Raw genomic sequence first — 15,866 nt, 5'->3', positions numbered from 1 at the left:
GACGATCGTGTCCTGCCGGTAGCAAACCCGGAATTCCCGACGTTCAGGCGAACGGATTTCGCAGCACCGGACCGCCGTCCACGCGCAGGCCGTCGTGCATGTCCTCGGTGTACAGGTATTCACAGCCATCGAGCGACGCGGCGGCGACGATGCACGCGTCATAGAAGGACAAGCCATGCCGTTCCGCCAGCCTTCGCGCCAGGTCATGCGTATCGATCGTGACCGGTACGACATGGCACAAGCTCCTGATCGGCTCCAGAAACTGCCCCACGTCGCTCCACGGCATCCGCAATTTTCGACTGCAAACGCTGGCGACTTCGTTCAGTACCTGGACACTGATGGTCGGCCGCCGAAGGAACAGCGCCTCCGCCCGATTCGCTTTGGTTTCGTCCCCGGACAGCAGATAAAGCACGATATTGCTGTCGACGAACGACTTCGCCGACTCAATCCCGCTCATTCGCATCGTCCCGGCCGAACTTGAAATCGGCGGGCAGCTTGCCCCTGAAACGCCGCAACCGTTGCAGAAGTTCATCGGGCCTCGGCTTGCGGCTGACGGCAAACACGCGCGGGCTATCGACGACGATTTCGATATCGTCCCCTTCGCGGAGCTCCAGTGCATCGACCACGCTGGCGGGAAGGCGGACGGCCAGGCTATTGCCCCACTTTGCGACTTGCATACGGACCTCCTTGGACTTTGGATATACATCGATGATTGTATATCTCCCATATCTCGTCTGCAAAGTCGGGGCATAACGCATGCAGCGCAGGCCCCACCGTTAGAATTGCGCGATAATCGCCCACTCCCACGCGATCATCGCGCATGACGGCACCGCTTCCCGACGATGAAAAAGCCTGAACTCGACCGACGCGACTGGATTGCCGGCCTCGAAAAAGGCCTGATGATCCTGGAAGCATTCGACAGCCAGCACGCGCGCATGACGCCCACGCAGGCCGCCGCGCGCACCGGCCTCACGCGCACGGCCGCGCGGCGCTACCTGCTGACGCTCGAATCGCTCGGCTACGTCTACACCGACGGCAAGCTGTACGGCCTGACGCCGCGTGTGCTGCGGGTCGGCTGGTCGTACTTCGACTCGGCGCGGCTGCCGCGCACGGTCCAGCCCTATCTGCAGCAACTGAGCGCGTCGTTGAACGAATCGGCTTACGTGAGCGTGCTCGACGGCTGGGAACTCGTGTTCATCGCACGCAACGGCGTGTCGCGCGTGATGACGACCGGCTTCGTGCTCGGCGCGCGCGTGCCGGCGCCGCTGACGTCGCCGGGCGTCGTGCTGCTCGCCCATCATCCGGATCGCGAGGCCGTGCGAGCGTGGCTCGACGATACCGAACTGCCGCCGTTCACGCCGCACACGATCACCAACAAGGCGCGCCTGCTCGAACAGGTCGACCACGCGCGCGACGCCGGTTTTGCGGCGATCGAACAGCAATTGCAGGTCGGCGTGCGCGGGATCGCGGTGCCGCTGAAGAATCGTCACGGCGAAGTCGTCGCCGCGCTGAGCACGAACATGCCGATCGGCACGGAGACGACCGATGCTGCCGTGCGGCGCGTACTGCCGCACCTGCAGGAAGCCGCGCTGGCGATGCTGAACGTGCTGTAGCGTCTCGTCCGCGCTGAACGGGCTTGCTGCACCGCTACATTGCTGCGCGACGGATCACGCCCCGGCACCGAATCCGGCAGTCCTCCCGCCGGGTTGTTTCCCTTCACCCGATCCGCCACCACCGCGGCAACAGATCGCGCACTTCCCGCCGCCGGTAACGATCGTCGATCAGATGCACGACGCCTTCGTCGTGCTCGGTGCGGATCACGCGCCCGGCCGCCTGCACGACCTTCTGCAAGCCCGGATACAGGTACATGTAGTCGTAGCCGTTGCCGAAGCGCGCGTCCATCGCGCGCCGCATCTGCTCGTTGACATCGTTGACCTGCGGCAACCCGAGCGTCGCGATGAATGCGCCGATCAGCCGTTCGCCGACCAGGTCCACGCCTTCCGAGAACGCGCCGCCCAGCACCGCGAAGCCGACGCCGCGCCCGCCCGCGTCGAAGCGTGCGAGAAACGCATCGCGCTCGCTTTCGGCCATGCCGGGCGCCTGCGCCCATACCGGCACGTCCGGATGGCGCGTCTGCATCAGCGCGACCACGCGCCCCAGGTAGTCGAAGCTGCTCAGGAAACCAAGGTAGTTGCCTGGCCGCGTCGCGTATTGCGCGGCGATCAGGTCGGCGATCGGTTCGAGCGAACGGTCGCGGTCGCGCCAGCGTGTCGACACGTGGCTCGCGACGCGCACCGTCAGTTGCTCGGCGCGGAACGGCCCGTCGACGTCGAGCCAGCCCGTATCGCCGGGAAGCCCGAGCGTGTCGCGGTAGAAATGGAACGGGCTCAGCGTGCCCGAGAACAGCACGGTCGCGCGCGCGGCTTCGTAGCGCGGCGCGAGAAATCCGGCCGGGATCACGTTGCGCACGCACAGCGTCGACTGGACGCGGCGCCGCCGGCTGGCCGACGCGACGCCGTCGAGCGCCGGCTGGCGCGGCATCGGCTCGCCGTGCAGCGTCGCGTCGAAGATCGACGCGCTGTCGAAGGCTTCGGCGAGTACGCCGAACTGGATCGCCTCGAAATGAAAGCGCAGCAGCGCGTCGCCGTTCGCGCGCGGCGCGTCGGTCAGGTGCTCGCCGATCGCCGCGACGAGGTTCTGCACGGCCGACACGATCGGGCCCGGAATGTCCGGATACGCCGCATAGCGTTCGGCCTGCGCGCGATTGACCGTGCCCCATGCGCGGGCGAGCCGGTCGAACGCCTTGCGCAGCGCCGCGGGCGCGGCTTCGCGCGCGGCCGCGAACGCGAACGGATCGAGCGACGCGCTGTACATCTTGCGCGCACGGTCCAACAGGTTGTGCGCTTCGTCGACGAGCACGCCGACGCGCCACTGGTTCTGCTGCGCGAGCGTGTGCAGCATCGCGCTGCCGTCGTAGTAGTAGTTGTAGTCGCCGATCATCATGTCCGACCATCGCGCGAGCTCCTGCGCGAGGTAGTACGGACAGACGTCGTGCGCGAGCGCGGCCGCGCGCACCGTATCGCGATCGAGCAGCCCGGCGCCGATCGCCGCGTCGCGCGCGGCCGGCAGCCGGTCGTAGAAGCCTTGGGCGAGCGGACACGATTCGCCGTGGCACGCTTTGTCCGGATGCTCGCACGCCTTGTCGCGGGCAACGAGCTCCAGCACGCGCAGCGGCAGCGCGGGCGTGCCGGCGCCGAGCGTCGTCGCCGCTTCGAGCGCGAGCGCGCGTCCGGGCGTTTTCGCGGTGAGGAAGAACACATGGTCGAGCTCGCCCTCGCCGCACGCCTTCAGCAGCGGGAACACGGTGCCGAGCGTCTTGCCGATGCCGGTCGGCGCCTGCGCCATCAGGCAGCGCTCGTCGCGCGCCGCGCGATAGACGGCGACCGCCAGCTCGCGCTGGCCGCTGCGGAACTGCCCATGCGGAAACGCGAGCGCGCGCAGCGCCGCATCGCGCGCCGCGCGATGGGCCGTCTCGCGCTCGGCCCAGCCGACGAAGCATGCGCACTGCTCGGCAAAGAACGCTGCGAGCGTGTGCGCGTCCAGCGTTTCAGTCAGCACGGTCTCGCGCTCGGACACGATGTCGAAATACACGAGCGCGACGTCGATTTCCGCGAGACCGCGCGCGTCGCACATCAGGTACGCATAGACCTTCGCCTGCGCCCAGTGCAGTGCGCGGTGGTTCGCCGGCATCGCGTCGAGGCTGCCGCGATAGGTCTTGATTTCCTCGATGCGGTTCGCCACGGGATCGTAGCCGTCCGCGCGGCCGCGCACGGTGAGCGTGCCCCACGTGCCCGTCAGCGCGATCTCGGTTTCGTAGCGCGCGCCGCGGTTCGACGTGACCGCGCCGTGGCCGGCGATGCCTTCGAGCGCGGTCGGCGCAGGCGTGAAGCGCAGGTCGAGATCGCCGCGCCGCGCGGTGAACTCGCACATTGCCCGCACCGCGACGACGTAGCTCACGCGGACAGCCTCGCCGCGTCGGCTTGCGCGCCGCCCGCGCCGGCCCACTCGACATCGACGACGCGCACCGGCATGCCGTGCGCGACGCAGTACGCGAGCCAGCGCGTCTGGTTGTCCTGCAGCCGGTCTCCCGGGCCCTTCACCTCGATCAGTTCATAGCGGCGCTCGCCGGGCCAGAAGCGGACGAGATCGGGCAGCCCCGAGCGGTTGCCGCGGATATCCGCGAGCAGACGTGCGAACCACAGCCGCAGGTGCTCGGGCGGCAGGCACGCGAGCGCCTCGTCGAGCAGTTCGTCCGTCAGCACGCCCCAGAACACGAACGGCGACTGCAGCCCCGCCTTCGTCGAGTAATGCCGGCGGATCGTGTCGCGATACGCGCCCGAATCGAGCTGCGCGAAACAGGCGGCGAACGCGTCCGCGCGGCGTGCAGCGAAATCGGGCGCGTGCAGGTCGGCCGGGCCGCGCTGGAACGGGTGGAAGAACGCGCCGGGCACGGCCGCGAACACGGGCTCCCAGCACAACAGCCCGAACAGCGAATTGATCAGCGTGTTCTCGACGTAATGGACCGTCGACGCCGGCTGCGCGAGATGGTCGCGCACCGCGAATTCGACGCTGACGAACGCGTCGGGGCGCGCCAGCACGAGCGTCTCGCGCGGCACGTCCGGCGCGGCGGCCGCGCGTTCGACGCGCTGGCCGACGCGGCGCTGCAGGCGCGGCAGCATGCGCTCGACGCGCTGGCGCTCCTCGTCGCTCTCGAAACCGCCACGCGCATCGAGCGCCAGTGCGAGCGCGTCGTCGTCGCGCCCGCAGCGCTCGAGCATGCGGATGCGCCGATGGCGGCTGCCCGGCCATGCGCTGCGCGTGTAAGCATCGAGCGCGGCGGCCCAGTCGGCGCGGCGCTCGCAGGTCTGCCCGAGCGCGAACAGCAGCTTCGCGCGACGCGTCGCGAGCCACGGCTGCGCACAGCCCACCGCATCGATCGCGCGCAGCAGGTCGTCGAACGGCAGATCGTCGGGCCACGCGTCGAGCGCGTCGCGGCACATCTGCAGCGCGAGATACGCGTCGACGTCGTCGCGCTGCTGGAACGCACGCGACGACGGCGCGATCGGCACGCTTTCGTACTGGAACACGCCGAGATCGGCGAGCACGAATTCGCTCCAGTCCTGATGCAGATTGCCGAAGAACATCAGGCGCAGCCGGTCGCACAGCGCGCCGACCGTCACGCGCAGCACGCGGTCGCCGGCCTGCGCGCACCACGCGTCGAGCGGCTGCGCGGCATCGTGCGCGGGCCGCAGCCGTTCGAGCCATTCGGGCTTGCGCTCGCCCGCATGCGCGGCCAGCGACGGGAAGATGCGCAGCAGGTCGGCCTTGGTCGACAGCGCGAACAGCTCGTCGATCGTCAGCGCGGGCGCCGGATCGACCCAGCCGAGCGCGACGAGCGGCGCGGCCGCATCGAGCGTGCAGCCGATTTCGTCGTACGCGAGCTTGCTTGCGCGGAAGTCGGACCCGCTGCGCATCAGCATCCGCACCAGCAGCGCGCGCGACGCCTGCGGCAGCAACGCGAAATCGCGAACGAACGCCTGCTCCCGATGGTCGAGCAGATCGTCGTAACGCTCGCCGAGCCAGGCCAGCGCGCGTTCGAAATTGGTCAGGTAGTAAAACGCCGGGGGCGTCGGCGAAGCAGGCGTCACGGGAATCGATCACTGTACGTTTGTACAGGTCGGAATCATATCAAATGTGACGGGAGTTGCCGCACGCCGCCGCCCGGCCAGACACCTGGATCAGAACTGGTAATTCACCGACATGTCGAACACGCCGTTGGTCGACTGCTGCGTGATCGGGCTGCGCGCCGCGCGGCCGACGAGCTGCTCGATCGCGCCGTCCATCGTCACGAACCAGTGCTTGTTCACGAACCAGACCATCGTCACGCCCAGGCCAGCCGACTTGATCCCCGCGCCCGACGAATAAGCCGGCAGCCCCGAGCGAGCGGCGGCGCCCTGGCTCACGCCGAACCAGCTGTTCATGTAGCGCGAGTCGGCGAACGATACGGTCGGCCCCGCGAACCAGAAGAAGTTTTCGTTGCTGCCGGGCATCGGCATGTATGCGGAGAAATCGCCGGTCCAGCCGTTCGAGCCGCCGATGCTGCGGCGGACATCCGCGCGCAGCACGAGCGGGAATTCCTTCGAGATCACGTAATCGGCCGCCAGCTTCATCACGGGCGCCGCGTTGATGTTGTCGAGGCCGTTCAGGTGGCCGAGATCGTCCGCCGAGCGGCGCCCGAGGTCATAACCGACCGACAGGCTCACGCGCCAGTTCGGCCCGCGCAGCACGTTCGCGCCCAGCCCTTCGCCCGTCGACAGGAAGAACAGGTCGCGATAGCGAATGTCGAGATTCGGGCCGCCCATCACGCGATAGCGGTCGGAGCCCGCATAGCGCGGCTGCAGCGTCATCGCGGCGCCGACGCTGACCTGCCAGGTGGAGACGGTCGGATCGAACAGTTTCTCGAGCGGCACGCCTGCCGAGTATTGCCACTCGCCGAGCGGCGAAGGTGTCTGGGCCGACGCGTCGCGGGCGCCGGCCGCGGCAAGCGCCGCGCATGCCGACAAGCCGGATACGAACCGGCGTGCGCCGGGTGACAGTAACGGGCGGGCAACGGTCATCAAGGCGGTCTCCGTCGGTTGCGCGAAACGAACCTGAGGAAAAGCGCAGCGCAGCCTGCGGCACGAACGTAGCGTGCGCTGAATTAACGGACATCCTACGCGACGCGCGCGCAGACGCAAAGCGCCCGCTGCGCGCGGGCACTTTGCCGCTTTCCGGAATGGATGGGTGAAGCGTTGCCGGATCAGAAACGCTCGACGTGATAGTCGCCGGCCAGCGCGGCCGGGCTACGCGTCGACATCATCCGCGAGAAGCCGTCCGCGAGCCGCCCGAGCGCGAGCTGTTTCTGGCTGGTATCCCAGTGCGTATAGGTGTCGTATGCAGCATCGTCGAACGATACGGTGACGGCGACCGGGCGGCCGCTGGCGCGAAAGCCGATATGCAGCACGCCGCCCGGCAATTCCTCGATGTGATAACGCAACGAGCGCGATTCGAAATAGCGGCCCAGCACCTGAGCGATCGCGCGCTTGTCTGGCGATTGCACGTGAATGTCCATGATGGTCCTCCTTTCAGTGGTCGTGCGGCCGGTTGCGGCGCACCGCGCCCGCCCGGCATCCGTATCGGCGGCGGGTGCGACGGCGGATCGCCGTGCGGCAACCCCTCGGGCACGGGCGGATCGACGGGATCGTCGTGCTCGGGCTGCGTCGGATCGGGGTCGACGTCAGGTGTCGGTTCGGGGCGGTGCAGCGTGAATGGCGTCTTCATGTCACTCCTGCGCGACGGCGCACATCTCGATGGCGCTGCGGCCGTGCGCAAGCGGCGTGCCCGTTGCCCGATCCGGCCTGACGCTGCCGTGCGGTCAGTCGTCGTAGGCCGCCATCACCAGCCACATCGTGCGCCCTTCCGCGATCAGCCGCACCGCGAGCGCGAACGGATCGGACGGCGAGCATTGCGCGACGAGCGCCCGCTGCGCGCGTTCGGGACCGTCGTAGACGACGTCGTTCAGCTCGCGCACCTCGTCCTTGCCGTCGAACATGCGTCGTTCGGGCCGATAGACCAGCGATTCGCGGTTCCACGCGTCGAACCGCTCGCGTACGTGGCCGAAATCGCCGCCGCATACGTTTGCGTCGTAACGTATCCTTTCCTTGGTTGCATTCATCACGATGTCCTCTCGTCCATGCCGGCGGCGCGCGGGTCATGCCCGTCGCACCGGCCGGCGTCCCCGGCGTGCAAGCGTCGTGCCGCCGATGCCGCGCAGGCACGGCGCTTGCGCCCGCATCAACGAACAAGGAGGTTCGACCATGAACGTTCATGCCCCCGGCCGCCGCGACGCCGTGTCACCGGCTGCCGGCCTGCTCAGGCTCGCCACGTCCCGCCCGCCGCCCGAAGACAAGACGGAGGAGCGCATCGACGAAGGGCTCGAGGAGACGTTCCCGGCCAGCGATCCGCCCGCCGTCGGCGGTGCGACGCGTATCGACCCCGCCAAGCCGTCCGGCAAGCACGAACGTCGTGCGCCGCACGTCCCTTCCCCGCCCCGCGATCACGGCTGACGGCGGCACCCGGCTCACGATGCGCTGCGGCGCACCGGCGGGCCGGCGAAATCCGGAGCGATCCGATGAAGATCCTTGAACGCCGATGGCATGAAATCAGCGGCGCCGCCGGCGTCGCGACGCTGGCGGCGATCGAAAGCGCCGTGGTGCTCGCGATCGTCGCGATGACCGGCATCGGCCACTGACATCGCTTGCCGCCCGTTCGCGACTGCCGCCGTGGAAGATGTACAAGCGGGCTGGCAAATTTCTCCGTCGTCCGGCCGACAAGGGCCGGCGTGCGCGGAGCGCGCGCGGCACGGTATCTGCTCCCGAATCGATTCGCTCACGAAGGAGGCTTCATGTATCGCGTCAACGAGATCATGTCGCGCGACGTGGTGTGCGTCGCGCCGACCGATACGATTCGCCATGCGGCCGAACTGATGCAGCGCTTCGATATCGGCGTGCTGCCCGTTTGCGACGGCACCGAACTCGTCGCGATCGTGACCGACCGCGACCTCGCGGTGCGGGCGCTGTCGCACGGCCATTCGTCCGATACGCCCGTGCTGGCGGTCGCATCCGCACCCGTGCAGTGGTGCGTCGAGGACGACGGCGTCGGTGATGTCCAGCAGCGGATGGCCGACGTGCAGTTGCATCGGCTGCCGGTGCTCGACCGCAGCCTGCGGCTCGTCGGCATCGTGTCGCTCGGCGACATCGCAACGCGCGCGGGCGGCCCTGAGCGCGACGAGCTCGCCAATACGCTCGAGGACGTGTCGCTGCCGCGTCGGCGCTGACACACGCGCGCTCCCTCGTTCCGCACGACGGCCCGCTGCCCGGGTGCGACGCGCACACGCACGCGTTTCGCGCGTGCGCCGGGTTGCCGTTTCGACCAGGAGGTTTTCGATGACAACGGACAAACCGTCGCGCGACGCCGCGCGCATCGTCGGCGCCGGCCGCCGCCCGCACGCGGGTGGGCCGGGGCCCGACGTGATGGCCGCCCGCACGCTCGAAGGCGATCGCGTTCTGACGGTGGACGGCGACGACATCGGCAAGGTCACCGACATCATGCTCGACGTGCGTTCCGGCCGGATCGCATATGCGGTCGTCGCATCGCGCGGCGGGAGCGGCGACAAGCTGCTCGCGGTGCCGTGGAACGCGCTGATACTCGACGTCGAGCGCAAATGCTTCGTGCTGCCCGTTGCCGCCGAGCAGGTGCGCGAAGCACCCGGCTTCGACAGGAACCGCTGGCCGGCCATGGCCGATCCGGACTGGGCCGAGGCGCTGCATGCGTACTACGGCAGTGCGCCGTACTGGCTGATCGAGGAAGGCGAAACGGCGCTCGACTCGCCGCCGTACGAGGCGTCGCCGGGCGGCCCCGAAGACGACGGCCGGCGCAGGCGTTGAAATCGGCCGGCTGCAACGCGATTCAGTGCGCGGCCGCCACCGTCTGCGCGAGCCGCCGTGCGGCGGCCAGATGCGCGTTCAGCGTCGGCAGCGCGCGGGCCGCGAATGCGCGAAGCTGCGGATCGCGGCCGTTGCGCGCCTCGGCTTCGTAGAGCCGGATCGCCGCCTCGTGCGCGCGCGGGCCCGCCAGCGCGACATAGGCCGTGTCGAACGCGCGGCCATCCTTCGTTCGCAATGCCGTCACTGCCGGATCGACAAGCATCCGCGTCTGGACCGGTACGCCCTTTTGCGCGCCAAGCTGCCGCAATTCGGCGGCGACGCGCGTGAGATCGTCGATCATCCGGCGCGCGAATGCCTTTACGTCCGGGTTCGACGAGCGGTCGAGCGCGAGCTGGCTGGCCTGTCGCTCGACCTTGCCGAGCATCGCGGCCTTGTCGACGAATTCGGCATCGATGCCGGTCGGCCGCTGCGTCATGGCGGCCTCGTCGGCGGTCGGGCCGGGGCTGACGACGCCCGGCGCGACCTGCACCGACGAAGCAGGCGGCGCCTGCGCGTGCGAGAGCGCGAACGCCAGTGCGCCGGCGGCGGCCAGCGCGCCTGCCGCCGGCCGGCGTTCGTCCCGGTTCATCCGGTTCGTTTTCATCCGGGGACCTCCGTATGCGAGACGGAGCGGGCCGGCCGCGCGTTTTCCGTCACTCGGGACGCTCGGCCGACGTAAGGAAATCGGTCCTGCGCCGTTGCTCCATGCGCCCGCTGTATCCGCTGCTACCGGTCGCGCACTTTCCCGTCGCGTGAATCGTCCGGCGCGACGTCGACGATCACGCTCGCCAGCGTCGGCATGTCGACCGGCTTGCACAGATATGCGTCGAAACCGGCGGCCAGCACGCGGTGACGGTCGGCCTTGCCGGCGTGCGCGGTGACCGCGACGACCGGCAGGTGTCCGCCGCCGCCCGGCAAATGCCGAATGCGGTCGAGCAGCCAGAAGCCGTCACCGTCGGGCATCGCGAGATCCGACAACACGACGCTCGGCGGATGCCGTTCCACCACGTCGAGCGCATCGTGCCCCGACTGCGCGGTCGATACCTGCGCGCCCATCGTTTCGAGTGCCGCGGCGAGGCTGGCGCGCGACGTCGCGTCGTCGTCGACGACGAGCACGCGCCGGCCGTCGAGCGCGGCCGCGGCCGGCCGGCCCGCCGTGCGCACCGGTTGTGCGACCGGATCGTCTGCGTCCCAGCCGGCCGGCAGCGTGACCGTCACGGTCGTCCCGCGTCCGGCGCCCGCACTCGTTGCGACGACGTCGCCGCCGTGCAGTTGCGCGATGTTGCGCACGATCGACAGGCCGAGCCCGAGGCCGCGTTTCGGCGAAGCGAACGCGCCTTCGGGCCGGCTGAACGTCTCGAACAGGTGCGGCAGGTATTCCGCCGCAATGCCTTGCCCCGTATCGGCGACCGACAGCCGCACGCGCTCGCCCGCTCGCGTCAGCGACACGGTGATGCGCCCGCCCGGCGGCGTGAACTTGATCGCGTTGGACAGCAGGTTCGACAGAATCTGGCGCACGCGCTCGCCGTCCGCCGAAATCACGCAGGTCGGCATCGAGTACTCCGTCGACAGCACGAGCCCGTTCGCCCGTGCCGTCGCGTCGAGTTCGCGCATGGCGTCGCCCACGACGCGCACGAGATCGACCGGCACGTGTTCAAGGCGCAGCCGGCCCGTCGCGAGCGACGATGCGTCGAGCAGGTCGCCGACCATGTGAGACAGCGATCGCGCGCTGCGATCGATCGCGTCGATCGCCTGTTGCGCGAAACCCTGCCCGTCGACGTTGCGCAGCACCTCGACCCAGCCGTAGATCACGTTCACCGGCGTGCGCAGCTCGTGCGAAACCGTGGCCAGCAGTTCGTCCTTCAGCCGGTTCGACGAGTCGGCCTGCGCACGCGCGTCGCGCGCGCCGCGCAGCGAACGCAGATCGCGCCGCTCGTCGCGGCGGCGTTCGCGCGCTTCGCTCAGCGTCATCGACAGGCCCGTGCAGTTGCCCTGCGCATCGATGATCGGCGACGCGGCAAAGGTCGCACGAAAGCGGCCGCCGTCGCCGCGCACGCACAGCACGTCGAGCGGCCCGACAGGCGCATGCAGGTTCGCGAACGATGCGGGCACCGGATGCCGCCGCAACCAGCGCGGCGCGATCATCGAAACGATGTCGCGCCCGGTCGCCTGCGCCGCGTCGATCCCGAAGATCCGCCACGCGGCCGGATTCCAGCTGGTGATTCGCCGCGCGGCGTCGACCCCGACGATCGCATCGGGTGACGCGTCGACCACACGGCGCAGCTGGCTGTCGTCAGGCGCGCGCGCGGCGGGCGCGGGCTCGCGGCGCGGCGAGCGGGCATTGCCGTGGCCGTCGTCATCGATTTCGCGCGGACGCGGACGATCGTTCGCGAGCAATGGCTTCACGGCCGTCACGAGCACGCACTCGACGAAGCCGATCGCGACGAACGTGCCGGCCTGCGCGAACAATGTGGCCAGCGGCGCATCGCGCCACCACAGCATGCCGATCACGGCCACGCTCGCAACGGTCGCGGCCAGGCCGCCGCCGAATGACGTCAGCCACGCAGCAGCCGCAACGGCCGCATAGAAAGGCAGCGGCGCAATTGGCGCGTGCTCGCCGACGACGCGAATCGCCCACGCCTGCAGCGCGGACGCCAGCCCAACGGCCAGCACGACCCATGCACCCTGCCGTAACAGCTCACGGTTCAGGGTCCTCATTGCATCCTTGCATCGCGCCGGCTCCCGTCGCGCGGCATCGTGCCGCTTGTCGGCCATCCGGCATTGTCGTCGAGCGTGCCGAGCGAGCATGGTGGTATCAGCAAGCAACATGCCCGATGCGGGCCTGGGGCGGTGTCCGGACCGAGAATGGTCGGACCGGCGTCATGGCGGCAGTCTGTTCGGCCGCAGCCGGTCCTGCACCGGTCGAAGTCGCGGTCCGCCCGGGAGGAATGCAATCGCAACCGGCTTTTTCATCGGGTTTCTGTAAAAAAGCGCCGGTGGATCGTTCCACGGGTTCGCGGAACGACCGATGGGCGATTCCTTCCGCTCACGCCGCACACATTGGAAATTCCTATTCAGCGGCACCTTCGCGGCCGTTTCGCTGTCGATGATAAATATTGCAATGAACGGAACACGTGATGCCGATTTTCAAAACGGCCCGCTAACGCCGATGGTCGAACCCGCAAACCGGTCGAAGCAGCGCGCAGACGGCCGCCGGCTATCCGGACGGTCCTCCGCGATGCGCACGCTGCTCGGCCGCATCGAGAAAATCGCGCCGACCCGCGCCAGCGTGATGATTGCCGGCGAAAGCGGGGTCGGCAAGGATATCGTCGCGCGCTGGCTGCACGATCTCAGCGCGCAGCGGGACGGCCCGTTCGTTCCCGTGAACTGCGGCGCGATTCCGCCCGATATTGCCGAGTCGCAACTGTTCGGGCACGAGAAAGGCAGTTTTACCGGCGCGATCGCGCAGCGGGAAGGTTTTTTCGAAGCCGCGCGCGGCGGCACGCTGCTGCTCGACGAGATCGCGGAAATGCCCGCGGCGCTGCAGGTGAAGCTGTTGCGGGCAATCGAGTCGAACGCGATCGTGCGGGTGGGCGGCACCGAGCCGATTCCGCTCGACGTGCGGATCGTGTCGGCCACCCGCCATAATCCGGCCGACGCCGTGCGCGACGGCCGGTTGCGCGAGGATCTGTTCTATCGCCTCGCCGCGTTCGCACTGTACGTGCCGCCGCTGCGCCAGCGCGACGGAGACATCGAGACGATCGCGCTGGAATTCGTCGATACGCTGAACGCGCGGCATCGCTCGCACAAGCGGCTGACCGACGCGGCGATCGCGGCGCTGCGCGCGTATTCGTGGCCCGGCAACGTGCGCGAGCTGCACAACACGCTCGAGCGCGCGTACATCCTGGCGGACGACGGCATCGACGTCGCGCTGCCGAAGCTGGCGATGCCGCCCGACCGCACGTCGGAGAGCGCAATGGCGCTGCCGCTCGGCGCGACGCTGCACCATGCGCAGCAGCGCTTCATCGCGGCGACGCTGCGTCATTTCGACGGCAACAAGCCGCGCGCGGCGAAAGCGCTCGGGATCAGCCTGAAGACGCTCTACAACCGGCTCGCGCTGATGCGCGACCGGGGCCGCTCCTGAGCGGCACGGCCGCGCATCCGGCGTGCCGCGTCATGCGACCTTGAACTGCCCGACCGTCGTCGCCAGCGCGTTCGCCTGCGACTGCAGCGCGGTTGCGGCCGCCGTCGACTGTTCGACGAGCGCCGCGTTCTGCTGCACCATTTCGTCGAGCTGCGTGACCGCGCGATTCACTTCCTGGATGCCGCGCGTCTGCTCGTTCGCCGCGTGCGTGATCTCGGAAATGATCGTCGTCACGTTCGACACGTTGGACACGATCTCGCGCATCGTGTCGCCGGCCTGACGCACCTGCCCGGACCCGGCCGACACGCTCGCGACCGTCGATTCGACCAGCACCTTCACTTCGCGCGCGGCCTGTGCGCTGCGTTGCGCGAGGCTGCGCACTTCCTGCGCGACGACCGCGAAGCCGCGGCCCTGCTCGCCCGCGCGCGCCGCTTCGACGGCCGCGTTCAGCGCCAGGATGTTGGTCTGGAATGCGATCCCGTCGATCACGCCGATGATGTCGCCGATCCGGCCCGACGCTTCCTCGATCTTCCCCATCGTCGCGACGACGTCCGACACGACCACGCCGCCGTGCGACGCGATCCGCGACGCGGCTGCCGCGCGTTCGTCGGCCTGGCCGGCGGCTGCCGCCGACTGGCCGACGGTGGCCGTGATTTCTTCCATCGAAGCGGCCGTTTCCTCGAGGCTCGCCGCCGCCGATTCGGTGCGCGACGACAGGTCCTGGTTGCCCGCCGCGATTTCGTTCGCAGCCGTGCGCACCGATTCGCTCGCGTCGCGGATCTGGCGCATCACGTCGTTCAGCTTGTCGATGAAGCTGTTGAACGAGCGCGCGATGTCGGCGACTTCGTCGCGGCCGTCGGCCGGCAGGCGCTGCGTCAGGTCGCCCGCGCCCGAGCCGATCGCGGCCATCGCCTGACGCACCAGCGACAGGCGGCGGAACGCGGTCGCGGTGATCGCGCCGATGATCAGCGACGCGACGCCGACGATCACGATCAGCGTGATCAGCGACGCGGTCAGCAGCGAGCGCATCCCGGCCGTCGCCTCGGTCTTGTCGAGCAGCACCAGCGCGTACCAGTCGGTGCCCGGCACGGGCCGCGCGCGCACCAGCTTCGCGTCGCCGCCGACACTGACCTCGACGGGCGCGGTCGCGGCCGCGATCGACGCGGCGCTCGTCGCGCCGAGCTCGGGCGACACGTCGGCGACCGGCTTCAGCGTGAGCTTCGGGTTCGGGTGCGCGACGACATGGCCGCTGCTGTCGATCAACATCCCGAAGCTCGCGGGCGTCGGATGGATCGACTTCACGTTCGCGATCACGCTGTCCATTGCGACGTCCGCGGCGACCACGCCCTTCAGCGCGCCGTCGCGCAGGATCGGCACCGCGAACGTGACGACCAGGTTGCCGGTGCCGGCGTCGACGTAAGGCGGCGTGACGACCGGCTTGCCGGCCTGCGCGGCCTGCTTGTACCACGGGCGGCCGGTCGGATCGTAGTCGGGCGGGATGCCGGTCGGGTCGGAGAAGCGGAACGCCTTGTCGGCATAACCCGCGTAGACGTTCGTGAAGCCGCCGGCCGCGGCCATCTGCTTGAACACGGGCAGCGGATCGGGCGCCAGCGCGGCATCCTGCAGCGACGCGATCATCCGGCTCCGGGTGGCGACCCAGTCGGCAATCCCGACCACGTGGCCGCTCGCGACGGAGGTCAGGTTGCGGTCGATCGCGTCGTCGTTGTACGAGCGTGCGATGAAGTAGTTGATCAGCGTGGTGGCGACGAGCGCGAATACGACGATGGCGACGCACGCGGCAAGGATGCGGGCGCGGATGGAGGAGAACATGGCAACGACTCGGTAAGGGAGCGCGAACGCGCGGTGGACCAGTTCACCGGGTAAACGGCAATCGCGCCGCTTACTTGAGGCCGTTGCGACAATTCAGCGAAATGTATGACGAAACGCCGCCGGCTGTCGGCGGATCGTCAGGAGACTGCCGTGCCTGACCGGTGTCCGTGCAGGTCGCCGGGCGCGGCGACGGTGCCGACGGCCTCGTGCGCGGAAATAGCCGGGCGTTTCGGGTTGGCCGGCTCGCCGTCGACCGCATGCGTGAAGGTCGAGCGGGATTTGACCGCGGCCCGGCGACGGATCGGGTA

The 15,866-nt window shown here is 69.1% G+C and carries 15 protein-coding genes; 5 read left to right on the top strand and 10 right to left on the bottom strand.

Features of this window, described 5'->3' with window-relative positions:
* Positions 1 to 43 precede the first annotated feature (43 nt).
* Positions 44 to 457 carry a PIN domain-containing protein gene (locus FPJ27_RS11090; protein ID WP_204422904.1) on the bottom strand — a complete coding sequence of 138 codons (414 nt, stop codon included), beginning with the start codon at positions 455 to 457 and terminating at the stop codon, positions 44 to 46.
* Positions 444 to 677, bottom strand: a complete 234-nt coding sequence (locus FPJ27_RS11085) for an AbrB/MazE/SpoVT family DNA-binding domain-containing protein (protein WP_175959113.1) — start codon at positions 675 to 677, stop codon at positions 444 to 446. Before FPJ27_RS11085 ends, FPJ27_RS11090 begins: the two co-directional genes overlap by 14 nt.
* 165 nt (positions 678 to 842) lie before the next feature.
* On the opposite strand from FPJ27_RS11085, the gene FPJ27_RS11080 reads away from it, so the two are divergent.
* The gene (locus FPJ27_RS11080) at positions 843 to 1,613 is read left to right on the top strand and encodes an IclR family transcriptional regulator C-terminal domain-containing protein (RefSeq protein ID WP_072436791.1); all 771 of its coding nucleotides are present in this window, start codon (positions 843 to 845) and stop codon (positions 1,611 to 1,613) included.
* A gap of 103 nt (positions 1,614 to 1,716) precedes the next feature.
* Here the strand turns inward: FPJ27_RS11080 and FPJ27_RS11075 are convergent, their stop codons facing one another.
* The 5 genes from FPJ27_RS11075 to FPJ27_RS11055 all read right to left on the bottom strand — a co-directional run bounded on the left by FPJ27_RS11075 (position 1,717) and on the right by FPJ27_RS11055 (position 7,774).
* Positions 1,717 to 4,017 carry an ATP-dependent DNA helicase gene (locus tag FPJ27_RS11075; protein ID WP_204422903.1) on the bottom strand — a complete coding sequence of 767 codons (2,301 nt, stop codon included), beginning with the start codon at positions 4,015 to 4,017 and terminating at the stop codon, positions 1,717 to 1,719.
* On the bottom strand, positions 4,014 to 5,708 hold the full coding sequence (locus FPJ27_RS11070; RefSeq protein ID WP_204422902.1) for a VRR-NUC domain-containing protein: 1,695 nt from the start codon (positions 5,706 to 5,708) through the stop codon (positions 4,014 to 4,016). Before FPJ27_RS11070 ends, FPJ27_RS11075 begins: the two co-directional genes overlap by 4 nt.
* A gap of 90 nt (positions 5,709 to 5,798) precedes the next feature.
* The gene (locus tag FPJ27_RS11065) at positions 5,799 to 6,677 is read right to left on the bottom strand and encodes a MipA/OmpV family protein (RefSeq protein ID WP_072436788.1); all 879 of its coding nucleotides are present in this window, start codon (positions 6,675 to 6,677) and stop codon (positions 5,799 to 5,801) included.
* Between the two features lie 182 nt (positions 6,678 to 6,859).
* Complete coding sequence (locus tag FPJ27_RS11060; protein ID WP_072436787.1) at positions 6,860 to 7,171, bottom strand: hypothetical protein; 312 nt, start codon at positions 7,169 to 7,171, stop codon at positions 6,860 to 6,862.
* 303 nt (positions 7,172 to 7,474) lie between these two features.
* Positions 7,475 to 7,774, bottom strand: a complete 300-nt coding sequence (locus FPJ27_RS11055; protein WP_204422901.1) for a hypothetical protein — start codon at positions 7,772 to 7,774, stop codon at positions 7,475 to 7,477.
* Between the two features lie 142 nt (positions 7,775 to 7,916).
* Between FPJ27_RS11055 and FPJ27_RS11050 the strand changes: the two genes are divergently transcribed.
* The 3 genes from FPJ27_RS11050 to FPJ27_RS11040 all read left to right on the top strand — a co-directional run bounded on the left by FPJ27_RS11050 (position 7,917) and on the right by FPJ27_RS11040 (position 9,545).
* Entirely contained in the window at positions 7,917 to 8,165 is a 249-nt protein-coding gene (locus FPJ27_RS11050; protein ID WP_072436784.1) for a hypothetical protein, read from the top strand.
* A 338-nt stretch (positions 8,166 to 8,503) separates the two neighbouring features.
* Entirely contained in the window at positions 8,504 to 8,935 is a 432-nt protein-coding gene (locus tag FPJ27_RS11045) for a CBS domain-containing protein (protein ID WP_034179547.1), read from the top strand.
* 109 nt (positions 8,936 to 9,044) lie between these two features.
* The gene (locus FPJ27_RS11040; protein WP_204422900.1) at positions 9,045 to 9,545 is read left to right on the top strand and encodes a PRC-barrel domain-containing protein; all 501 of its coding nucleotides are present in this window, start codon (positions 9,045 to 9,047) and stop codon (positions 9,543 to 9,545) included.
* 22 nt (positions 9,546 to 9,567) lie between these two features.
* Here the strand turns inward: FPJ27_RS11040 and FPJ27_RS11035 are convergent, their stop codons facing one another.
* Both FPJ27_RS11035 and FPJ27_RS11030 read right to left on the bottom strand, forming a co-directional pair.
* Complete coding sequence (locus FPJ27_RS11035; RefSeq protein WP_204422899.1) at positions 9,568 to 10,188, bottom strand: DUF4142 domain-containing protein; 621 nt, start codon at positions 10,186 to 10,188, stop codon at positions 9,568 to 9,570.
* A 122-nt stretch (positions 10,189 to 10,310) separates the two neighbouring features.
* Complete coding sequence (locus tag FPJ27_RS11030) at positions 10,311 to 12,302, bottom strand: ATP-binding protein (RefSeq protein ID WP_204422898.1); 1,992 nt, start codon at positions 12,300 to 12,302, stop codon at positions 10,311 to 10,313.
* A 388-nt stretch (positions 12,303 to 12,690) separates the two neighbouring features.
* Here FPJ27_RS11030 and FPJ27_RS11025 point away from each other — a divergent pair, with 388 nt between their 5' ends.
* Entirely contained in the window at positions 12,691 to 13,728 is a 1,038-nt protein-coding gene (locus tag FPJ27_RS11025; RefSeq protein ID WP_204422897.1) for a sigma-54 dependent transcriptional regulator, read from the top strand.
* A 30-nt stretch (positions 13,729 to 13,758) separates the two neighbouring features.
* Here the strand turns inward: FPJ27_RS11025 and FPJ27_RS11020 are convergent, their stop codons facing one another.
* Positions 13,759 to 15,558, bottom strand: a complete 1,800-nt coding sequence (locus tag FPJ27_RS11020; RefSeq protein ID WP_204422896.1) for a methyl-accepting chemotaxis protein — start codon at positions 15,556 to 15,558, stop codon at positions 13,759 to 13,761.
* Between the last annotated feature and the right edge of the window lie 308 nt (positions 15,559 to 15,866).

The organism is Burkholderia sp. MS455 (assembly GCF_016899445.1).
GTDB lineage: Bacteria > Pseudomonadota > Gammaproteobacteria > Burkholderiales > Burkholderiaceae > Burkholderia > Burkholderia pyrrocinia_C.
Note: the sequence above shows the minus strand (reverse complement) of the source record. Positions and strands in the feature narration are given on the sequence as shown.